We start from the raw sequence: 10,000 nt of genomic DNA, 5'->3' as shown, positions 1-10,000 counted from the left end.
TTCCTGATGATCGCCACGGCCTTTATGGGCTACGTCCTCCCCTGGGGGCAGATGTCCTTCCACGGCGCCGTCGTTATCACCAACCTGATCGGTTCGATCCCCGTCATCGGGGGCCCGATCCTCACCTGGCTGCAAGGCGGCTTCGCGGTGGATCAGGCGACGCTCAACCGCTTCTTCTCGCTGCATTATCTGCTGCCCTTCGTGATCGCCGGTGTGGTTATCCTGCACATCTGGGCGCTGCACGTCGTCGGTCAAAACAACCCGGCGGGCGTCGATATCAAGTCGAAGGAAGACACCGTGCCCTTCACGCCGTATGCGACGGTGAAGGACGGTCTGGGGATCATCTTCTTCCTGATCCTGTTCTCGATCTTCGTCTTCTTCATGCCGAACGCCCTGGGCCACGCCGATAACTACATCCCGGCCAACCCGCTGGTGACCCCGGCGCACATCGTGCCGGAATGGTATCTGCTGCCCTTCTACGCCATCCTGCGCGCCATCCCGGACAAGTTCGGCGGCGTGATCGCGATGTTCGGTGCCATTGCCGTGCTGTTCGTCCTGCCGTGGCTTGACACGTCGAAGGTGCGCTCTATGCGTTACCGCCCGGTGATGCGCTGGTTCTTCGTCATCTTCGTCGTGGTCTGCCTTGGCCTCGGCTGGTGCGGGGCTCAGCTTCCGGATGCCCCTGTGGTGCCGGGTCTGCCCAGCTTCACGCTGTTTGACGGTGAGTTTAACTCTTACCTGTGGCTGACGCGCGCCTTGACGCTCTACTACTTCGCCTTCTTCCTCCTCATCATGCCCTGGGTCGGCCTGAAGGAAGATCCGCTGCCGGTTCCGGCATCCATCAGCGAGGCCATCCTCGCCGAACACGCGAAGAAGAAGGGGGCTTAAGTCACATGTCCGCTATCATGACAAAAGGCCTTAAGGCTCTGGGACTGGCCGCCATCGCCGCCACCCTCGCCCTGTCGGCACCGGCTTTTGCGGCCGGTGGGGCCAAGCATCCGCACGCCCCCAAGGAAGGCTTCAGCTTCGAAGGGCCGTTCGGAACCTTCGATCAGGGCCAGCTCCAGCGCGGCTATAAGGTGTTCCGCGAAGTCTGCTCCAACTGTCACTCGGCGACCCTGATGTCGTTCCGTAACCTCGGTCAGAAGGGCGGCCCCTTCTACGATCCGAAGTACAAGAACCCGAACGACAACCCGATCGTCAAGCAGATCGCCTCAGAGTTCGAAGTGCCGGATGTTGACACAGACACAGGTGACGCCATCACCCGTCCGGCGACACCGTCCGATCACTTCCCGGCCAAGTTCGCCAACACCTATGCCGCAGCGGCGTCTAATGGTGGGGCTATCCCGCCCGATCTGTCGGTGATCACCAAGGCGCGCCACGGCGGTGCCCGTTACGTCTACTCGCTGCTGACGGGATACGTTGGGACTCCGAAGGGGCTGACCGTAAATGAGGGGCAGCACTACAACCCCTATATGGCAGGTGATCTGCACAGCGCCTGGAAGGGGGATCCAAAGCATGTTCCTCCCGGTGGCGTGCTGGCCATGGCCCCGCCGCTGAAGGACGATCTGGTCACCTATGACGATGGCACCAAGGCCACGACGCATCAGATGGCTGCCGACGTCGCGGCCTTCCTCGAATGGGCCGGTGATCCGCACGCCACGCTTCGCAAGAAGACCGGTGTGGGCGTGCTGATCTATCTGCTGCTGTTCGCCGGCGTGACCTATGCAGCCTACCGTAAGCTCTGGCACGGCAAACACTAATCGCCAGCCTGGCTCTACGGCGAGGGGTTGCGAAGCCCCGTCTTTCAAACTTCCGGTGCTCACGTACTGTATGTACGCTGCGCTCCGGGTCTTGAAAGTCAGGTCTTCTCGCCGCCTCGCAGCGAGCCATGCAAGACGATAAGTCGCGCATTTTCAAAGCCCTCGGTTCGCCGGGGGCTTTTTCTGTTGGGGGATTCAAAAAGTGATCGCTCACCAGGTGTAAAAGGGCACATCCCTTCGTGATCACGTGCTACAGATCAGGCCGAGGCAGGGGACAGTATCGAGTCGTCCATGGATTGTCAGACCCAACCCGTTTCCAAAGGCGTCACCCGGTTTCCTGATGCGCAGGCCCTGCAAAAGATGATGGCCGCGCGTTTGGCTCCGTCCTTTGCGCCGCATGAGGCTCTGGCCGAAGCTCTGCTGCCGCATGTTCTGGGCAGCAGTGACGACGGTTCGCACGACGTGTCACACCTCCAGCGCGTGTTCAAGGTCGCCATGACCCTCTGTGCCGCCGAAAACGCTGAGGCCGAAATCGTGGCCGCGGCGGTCCTGCTGCACGACTGCGTTCAGGTCGAGAAAAATTCCCCGCTGCGCGCCGAAGCCTCGCGCCTGTCAGCGGAAAAGGCAGACGACATACTGGCGGCTCTGGGCTGGGAACCCGCCCGCAGAGAGGCCGCCGCTCACGCCATCCTGACCCATTCGTTCAGTGCCAATGTCGCTCCCGAAACGCTGGAAGCGAAGATCGTGCAGGACGCCGACCGCCTCGACGCCATTGGCTTTGTCGGCATTGCGCGCTGTTTCTACACGGCCGGGCGCATGAACAGTGCCCTTTACGATCCGTTCGACCCGAAGGCCGAAGAACGCGAACTGGATGACCTCAGCTTCGCGCTGGACCACTTTGAAACCAAGCTGTTCAAGCTGAAATCCGGTTTTCAGACCGCAGCCGGCCGCGATATGGCCGACCTGCGCCACGCCCGCATGAAGGCGTTTATAGAATATCTTCACGAAGAAATCTAAGACTTGGGGCCGCAGGCCCCAAACCCCGATACCTCACCGAGACGTCTCCATCTACTCCCCGTAACGGGTGCAGGGGCCGTGCCCCTGCGAACCTTACTTCTTACACATTGAACCGGAAGTTCATCACATCGCCGTCCTTGACGATATATTCCTTGCCTTCCTGACGGAACTTACCGTTTTCCTTGGCACCCGCTTCGCCGTTGAACTTCACGAAGTCCTCATAGGCGATCGTTTCGGCGCGGATGAAGCCCTTCTCGAAGTCCGTATGGATGACGCCGGCGGCCTGCGGCGCGGTATCGCCGACATGGATGGTCCAGGCGCGCGCTTCCTTGGGGCCGACGGTGAAGTAGGATTGCAGACCCAGCAGCGCATAGGCTTCGCGGATCAGGCGGTTGAGGCCCGGTTCTTCGAGGCCAAGGGTTTCCAGAAACTCCTGACGCTCATCGGCATCGAGCAGCGCGATTTCCGACTCGATCTGCGCTGAAATGACCACCGACTTGGCGTGATCGGCGGCGGCGCGTTTGGAGACGATCTCCGACAGGTCGTTGCCGGTCGAAGCCGAGGCCTCATCGACGTTACAGACGTACAGGGCGGGCTTGGAGGTCAGCAGTTGCAGCATCTCCCACGCCTTGGTGTCTTCCTTGCTGATCTTGCCCTTTTCATAGGCGACGCGGGCCGGGCGGCCGTCGCGCAGTTCGGTCAGAGCCGCGTTGATCAGCGATACGGTGAGGGCTGCGTCCTTGTCGCCGCCCGACTTGGCGCGCTTTTCAAGCTGCGGTAGGCGCTTTTCCAGCGATTCCAAATCGGCGATCATCAGTTCGGTTTCGATGATTTCCAGATCAGCCAGCGGGTCAATGCGGCCTTCGACGTGGGTGATGTCCGTATCGACGAAGCAGCGCGCCACAAAGGCAATGGCGTCGCAGTCGCGGATATTGGCAAGGAACTGGTTGCCGAGCCCTTCGCCCTTCGACGCGCCGCGCACCAGACCGGCAATATCGACGAAGTTGATGCGGGCGGGGATGATTTCCTTCGAGCCGACGATCTTGGCCAGCACCTCAAGGCGCGGCTCCGGCACGGCCACTTCGCCGGTGTTCGGCTCGATGGTGCAGAAGGGGTAGTTGGCAGCCTGGGCCGAGGCGGTCTGGGTCAGGGCGTTGAACAGGGTGGACTTGCCGACATTGGGCAGACCGACGATTGCGACTTTCAGGGCCATGGGATTCCAAGCGGAGAAGAGAGAAATTGGCCCGCTGCCTAACGCATTTTCCCCGGCAAGGCCAGTGCTTTAAAGACAGAGGTGCTTGCGTAATCGAAATGACGCGGAGTAGGCTGTGGTATCTATTGCAAGGATATGACCATGTTGCGCACCGACCGCCGTTCGTTCCTCACCCTGACTGCGGGCCTTGCCGCGGCGACGGCCCTGCCGGCCGTTGCGCAGACCTCGGATACCGCGCAGATCGACGCCATTGTCGAAGCCTTCATGGCCAAATTTGCCCTGCCGGGCGTGGCCGTCGCCGTCATCCGGCCCGGTCAGCCCGACTATGTGAAGGGCTATGGCGTCCGCACCCTGGGCAAGCCGGACAAGGTCGATGTGCATACGCAGTTCGGCGTCGCGTCGAACACCAAGGCCTTTACGGCGGCGGCTCTGGCCCTTCTGGTCGAAGAGAAAAAGGTCGAATGGGACGCGCCGGTCGTGCGCTATATCCCCGAATTTAAAATGTACGACGCGGCCCTGACACCGCTGGTGACGGTGCGGGATCTGCTGTCGCATCGGGCCGGTCTGGGGCTGGGGCAGGGCGATCTGATGCTGTTCCCGGCGTCAGACCACACGCGGGAGGATCAGCTCAAGGGCGTGTCGTTCCTCAAGCCGCAATATCCTTTCCGTTCGGGCTATGCCTATAACAATGTCATGTTCACCATCGCCGGTCTGGTCATCGAGCGGGTGTCGGGTCAGACCTATGAGCGCTTTGTGACCGAGCGTCTGCTGACGCCCTTGGGCATGGCCGATACGGTGCTGGGCTGGCCGAATGTGACGGGGAACAATGTGGCCGGGCGGCACGCGCGCCTGACCGGCCCGCTGCGCGGTATGGGTGAGTACAAGGTGGTGCTGCCGGAAGAGACCCTGTCCTTTTCACCGGCGGCCGGGCTGGTCACCAGCGTGACGGGCATATTGCCGTGGCTTCATACGCAACTGAAAAAGGGCGTGATGCCCAATGGTCAGCGGCTGTTTTCCGATGCCTCGTCGCGCGAAATGTGGAAGCCCAACACGATGGTCGGGGCCGGGATGGGGCCGACGCCGGAAATGCCGACGGCAGCGCTTTTCCGTACCTATGGTCTGGGCTGGTTCATTCAGGATTATCGCGGCCTGCGTCTGGTGTCGCACTCCGGCGGACTGGTCGGGCAGGTGACGCAGCAAGCCTTGCTGCCCGAAAAGGGCATAGCGGTCGCCGTCTATACCAATGTCGAGGATGGGGCGAGCGGGCAGATTCGCAACGCCATTCTCGACCTGCTGATCGGGGCGCCGACCTATGACTGGCTGAAGGCGGCGGCTGACGGCACGGCCAAGGCGGCGGATAAGGCGCTGGCGGATGCGCCCAAGGCGCAGCCGGGCGGTCCGTCCCTGCCACTACCGGCCTATGCCGGCACCTATCGCGATGCCTGGTATGGCGATGTAACGGTGGCGGTGAGCGGCAAGGGCAAGACGGCGCGCCTGACGTTGGATTTCACCCGTACGCCGCGGCTGAAAGGGCCGCTGGAGGTGTTTGGACCGGACGTTTTCCGCACGCGCTTCCCGGTCGGCTGGGGCGAGGACGCCGTGGTGACGTTCGAAGTCAAGGACGGCAAGGTCGCGGGTATAAAGCTGGTGGCTTATTCGCCGCTGGCCGATTTCAGCTTCGACTATCAGGACCTCGATCTGCGAAAAATATAGGCGAGTTACGGGGTGAAGGGGGCCGCGCCCCCTTCGTCTTAAACCGTCACCGGCAGGCTTTGCATCAGGCGTTCGGCGGCGCGTTCGGCTCCGTCTTCCTGCGCCACAATGGCGGAAGCGGCTTCGGCCTTATGGGCAAAGGCAGGGTCAGACAGCAGACGATCCAGCAGACGAATGGCCGAATGCTTATGCCAGCGGTCGAAGGTGATCGACAGGCCGGCCCCCAGACGCTCAATACGGCGGCCATTGTCGAACTGATCGCCGAAGACCGGCGTGACCAGTTGTGGCCGCCCGGCGCGCAGGGCCTGAGCGGTGGAGCCGATGCCGCCGTGATGTATATTGACGCGGGCGCGCGGCATCAGCAGCGAGTGCGGCGCGTAGGGGACGCAGAGAATATCCGGTCCGAAGTCGTCATTGAGCAGCGGGCTTTGCCCCCCGACCAGTAGCACGGCGCGCTGACGCAGCGCCTTAGCCGCCTTGACGGCGGTGCGGTAGAAGTCTTCGCCGTCATAGACGGCGGTGGAGCCCAGACTGAAAACCAGCGGCGCCTGACCGGCGGACAGGAAGGCCTCCAGTTGCGGCGGCAGTTCGCTGCGGCGGCCGTCTTCGGAATCGAAGAAGGGGAAGCCGACGATCTCGGTATGGGGTGGAAAGTCCGGGGCGACGTCGCCGATCAGGGGGGAATAGAGGCCCAGTGTCATCTGATCCGACTGCACGCCGCCCAGGCTGATTTCCATATGGATGCCGTACTTGGCATAGATGGCGCGGATGGGGGCGAGGCAGCCCGACAGCTTCTTTTCGCCTATCCAGAAGATGGCGCGGTTATATTGCCGCCCCAGCTCGGTGCGTGGCGACAGAACCAGAGGCGCGTCCTTCAGCTTGGGGGGATCATAGGCCGACAGCATGACGGCTGGTTGCAAGGCGACGGTGGAGAAGGGGCGGCCTTCGAGACGCGCCGCCAGATGCGCCGTATAGGCATAGGAGGAGGAGACGACCAGATCGGCCTGCCGCACAATGGGGCGCAGCTCGGACAGGCCCTGCTCGATATAGGGGGCCACGAGGTGCTTCAGCATGAAGCCGTGGTCCTGCGAGAAGTGGCGGATGATCTGCGCGGCGTCGATGCCCAGATTCTGGCGGTAGGTCTCCATGCTGGGGCCGCAGGCGAGGAATTTCAGACCGGCGGCCTCGACCTTACCCTCATAGTCGGGGTGAGAGGCCAGCACGACGCTGACCCCACGGCGTTTCAGCGCAAGGCCCAACGCCATGAAGGGATGCAGATCCCCCAGCGAACCAAAGGTCGTCAGAACGATTTGAGGCGCGGTAGGCATCGTCTAACCTTCTAAGTCCTACTGAACGACTTTTTTAGGATCGAATTTCGGAGCCGGGCTCAAACGCATCACTTCGGTCATGTATTTTTCACTTTCCCCCAAGAGCGCCAGAGGTAGCGCCTTGACGCAGGCGTCACACAAACGCTCAACCCAGTCCTCGGCCTTGTAGAAGTCCGACAAGACCCAGCTATGTACCAGTTCCTTTTGTCCGGGGTGCCCGATCCCCATGCGCCCGCGCACAAAGTTCGGCCCCAGATGTCCCATAATGGAGCGTAAACCATTATGGCCCGCATGGCCACCGCCCATTTTCAGCCGGAAGCGCCCCGGAGCCAGATCCAGTTCATCATGAAATACAAGGATATGGTCGGGCTTGATCTTGTAGAAGGTCGCCGCTTCCAGAACGGCATTTCCCGACAGGTTCATGAAGGTTTGCGGCTTCATGGCCAGTATTTTCGCCGGGCCCTTGGGCGTATCGACGGTCCCTTCGGCGACTTCGGACTGAAATTTTTTGCGCACCGGGCCGAAGTTAGCGCTGTCAATCAGGCGATCAATAAACATGAAGCCGATATTGTGCCGGTTCTTCGCATATTGCGTACCTGGATTGCCAAGACCAACGACAAGAAACAAGGCGGGCTCCGATCAACTCAAATCGATTCCGTACTCAATGAACGGTGATCTAATCAAAAAAATGGCAGAACGAACATGCCGAAATGCACAGACCCGGAGCGGATTCGTCGGGTTGCACACAGAAATAAGCCCTGTCCTTGGGGTAAGGACAGGGCTTTATCCTATTCCGTGTAAAAGCCGGTATCAGGCTTAGGCGGAAGCTTCTTCGCTCTTTTCAGCGGCCGAGGCGGTGATCGAGGCGATCACGACGTCCTTGCCCGGAACGGCGGTGACGTCCGACGGCAGGCTCAGATCGCCAACGTGGACCGAAGCACCGATGTCGAGACCCGACAGGTCAACCACAACGTCTTCCGGGATGTGACCGGCGGGAACCTGGATTTCCAGCTCGTGGAAGGCCACAGTCAGAGCGCCGCCCTTTTTCAGGCCCGGCGAGGCTTCGTGATTCTTGAAGTGAACCGGCACGTTGATCTTGATGGTCTGGGTTTCATCGACGCGATAGAGGTCGAAGTGAACCGGCACATCGGTGACCGGATGGAAGTCGATCGCCTTGGCGATGACCTTCTGGGTCTCTTCGCCGTACTTCAGCGTGACGAGGTGACCGGCCAGCTTGCCCGTGTGGAGCGCCTTGCGGAATTCATTGAGCTTCACGGCGATAGCCACCGGAGCCTTGTCACCACCGTACAGGATGCCCGGAACCTTGCCTTCATTGCGGGTGGCGCGGGCGCCGCCGGTGCCGGTGCGCTCACGGATTTCAACGTCTAGTACGATATCGGCCATTAGCCTGTTCCTCAAACAAAATGCGCCGCGTCAGTTTCAATGCCCGCCCTCTGAAACCTCCGTAAGGGAGGCGCGGGCAACACAATGGACACGGCGTGGGGAGACCCCGAAAATCTCAAGAGGGCGCGTAGATACACGCTAACGTCCCAATACGCAACGGGTCAGAAAGCGGAAAAATCGGCTTTTTCCCGCTCAAGGGCGGGTTTTTCAGATAGCTACGCTTATAAAGCCAAAAATCCCCCAAGGACTTCAAGTGCCGTCCTTGAGGGATTTTCAGGATAATAGCCACCGCCACAGGGGAAAACCCGGTTTCCCCCTGACCGATCAGGATGACTTCTTCTTGGCCGGCGTGGTTGTCTTTTTGCTCGACGTCTTCTTGGCCGACGTTTTCTTGACCGGTTCCGGTTTGATGTAGGGCTTGGCGTTGGCATACCTCAACTCTTCGGTGCCGTCGGCCCTCAGCTTGACCTCACGGTCCGGCGACAGGTTGAGCGCGTTCGAAGACAGTTCGCCGATGCAGTTGCCTGTATCCATCATGATGTGCTGCCCAACGCAGAACACATCATCGAAGTGGAAGCGCGAGGCGGCCAGACACTGGTTGAGGTTCAGTTTTGATTCGCCAAGGCAGCGCGGCGATTGCTGCTCGTTCAGCAGGGCCACGACGGCGGCCTCGTTGGGGCCTGTGCCCTCACCCAGAATAGAGATGGCAGCGATGGCCAGCGCCCGGTTCACGCCATAGGTATAGGGCGTGTTGAACAGGGTTTCCTGATCAAACGACACCGGGGCGGTGCCGGTCGTGCTGAGCGGCTGAGCCGGAGTGCTGGTCGCCGCAGTGGCGTTATAGGCGGCGGCTTCCGCGGTCGCCGTGCCCGTATTCGCGCGCGTGGTCAGGCCCTTACCGGTGAGAGCTGCGGTCAGGAGTTTAGCGCTTTCGTCGCTGGCCACGCCGCGGCTGGTCGAAGACGACAGCTTGGTGGCGGCCAGACGGCCCGCGGGATCGCTGAGGACGCCCTTGGACCACGCCTGTTTCTGGATCGAATAGGCGGCCTGCTTCATCGCCGTACCCTTGGCGTAGAGCATTTCACCGTCCGAAGACAGGGCCAGAATAACGCGACGGGCGGCGATATTGGCACCGGGGATACCCGCAGCATAGGCCGGGTTGCTGAACAGCTTGTTCACCAGTTCCTGACGCGCGGCGTCGTCGGAGGCATAGGCGCGCAGTTGCGAGCGGAAGGCCGGCTCCTGCATGGCGACGATGGCGGCGTAAGCGATAGCCCCGCGCGCCAGTTGCTTGGGCTCATAGGAAGCGCCCTGGCTCAGCTTGGCCTGCACCATGGAGGCGTCGTTGAAATCCGGGCTCATGCCGCGTGCCTGTTCGACGTAGGTCACATAAACCGAGGCGGCATCCGAAATGGCCGGGGCCAGCGACACGGGCGGGCCAGCGGGCGCGGGCGGCGGCGGGGGAGGTGCGGGCGGTGGCGCGTCGGTCTGACAGGCGGCCAGGCTGAGGGCCATAATCGACGCGGTGACGGCCAAGAAGAGCGGCCTGCGGCCGGTTCCGG

The 10,000-nt window shown here is 61.5% G+C and carries 9 protein-coding genes; 4 read left to right on the top strand and 5 right to left on the bottom strand.

The features are described 5' to 3' along the window. From LDL37_RS14010 to LDL37_RS14000, 3 genes are all read left to right on the top strand, one after another. Nucleotides 1-888: cytochrome b N-terminal domain-containing protein (locus LDL37_RS14010; protein ID WP_290799447.1), on the top strand; the 888-nt coding region annotated here is incomplete at its 5' end. Nucleotides 889-893: 5 nt separating this feature from the next. Beyond that, a complete protein-coding gene (locus LDL37_RS14005; protein WP_290799446.1) occupies nucleotides 894-1,763 on the top strand; it encodes a cytochrome c1 in 870 nt (289 codons plus the stop codon). Nucleotides 1,764-2,054: 291 nt separating this feature from the next. Further along, on the top strand, nucleotides 2,055-2,780 hold the full coding sequence (locus tag LDL37_RS14000; protein WP_290799444.1) for an HD domain-containing protein: 726 nt from the start codon (nucleotides 2,055-2,057) through the stop codon (nucleotides 2,778-2,780). A 100-nt stretch (nucleotides 2,781-2,880) separates the two neighbouring features. On the opposite strand, the gene ychF is transcribed toward LDL37_RS14000, so the two are convergent. Further along, nucleotides 2,881-3,993, bottom strand: coding sequence for a redox-regulated ATPase YchF (ychF, locus tag LDL37_RS13995; RefSeq protein ID WP_290799442.1), 1,113 nt, complete (start codon nucleotides 3,991-3,993; stop codon nucleotides 2,881-2,883). Nucleotides 3,994-4,134: 141 nt separating this feature from the next. Between ychF and LDL37_RS13990 the strand changes: the two genes are divergently transcribed. Next, complete coding sequence (locus tag LDL37_RS13990; RefSeq protein ID WP_290799440.1) at nucleotides 4,135-5,706, top strand: serine hydrolase; 1,572 nt, start codon at nucleotides 4,135-4,137, stop codon at nucleotides 5,704-5,706. A 38-nt stretch (nucleotides 5,707-5,744) separates the two neighbouring features. On the opposite strand, the gene LDL37_RS13985 is transcribed toward LDL37_RS13990, so the two are convergent. The 4 genes from LDL37_RS13985 to LDL37_RS13970 all read right to left on the bottom strand — a co-directional run. Then, complete coding sequence (locus tag LDL37_RS13985; RefSeq protein ID WP_290799438.1) at nucleotides 5,745-7,034, bottom strand: glycosyltransferase; 1,290 nt, start codon at nucleotides 7,032-7,034, stop codon at nucleotides 5,745-5,747. A gap of 18 nt (nucleotides 7,035-7,052) precedes the next feature. Beyond that, the gene (pth, locus tag LDL37_RS13980; protein WP_290799436.1) at nucleotides 7,053-7,661 is read right to left on the bottom strand and encodes an aminoacyl-tRNA hydrolase; all 609 of its coding nucleotides are present in this window, start codon (nucleotides 7,659-7,661) and stop codon (nucleotides 7,053-7,055) included. A 189-nt stretch (nucleotides 7,662-7,850) separates the two neighbouring features. Then, nucleotides 7,851-8,438 (bottom strand): 50S ribosomal protein L25/general stress protein Ctc, encoded by a 588-nt coding sequence (locus tag LDL37_RS13975; RefSeq protein WP_290799434.1) that lies wholly within the window; start codon nucleotides 8,436-8,438, stop codon nucleotides 7,851-7,853. A 324-nt stretch (nucleotides 8,439-8,762) separates the two neighbouring features. Continuing rightward, nucleotides 8,763-10,000: hypothetical protein (locus LDL37_RS13970; protein WP_290799432.1), on the bottom strand; the 1,238-nt coding region annotated here is incomplete at its 5' end.

It is taken from the genome of Asticcacaulis sp. (genome assembly GCF_020217185.1).
Taxonomy (GTDB): Bacteria; Pseudomonadota; Alphaproteobacteria; order Caulobacterales; family Caulobacteraceae; genus Asticcacaulis.
Note: the sequence above shows the minus strand (reverse complement) of the source record. Positions and strands in the feature narration are given on the sequence as shown.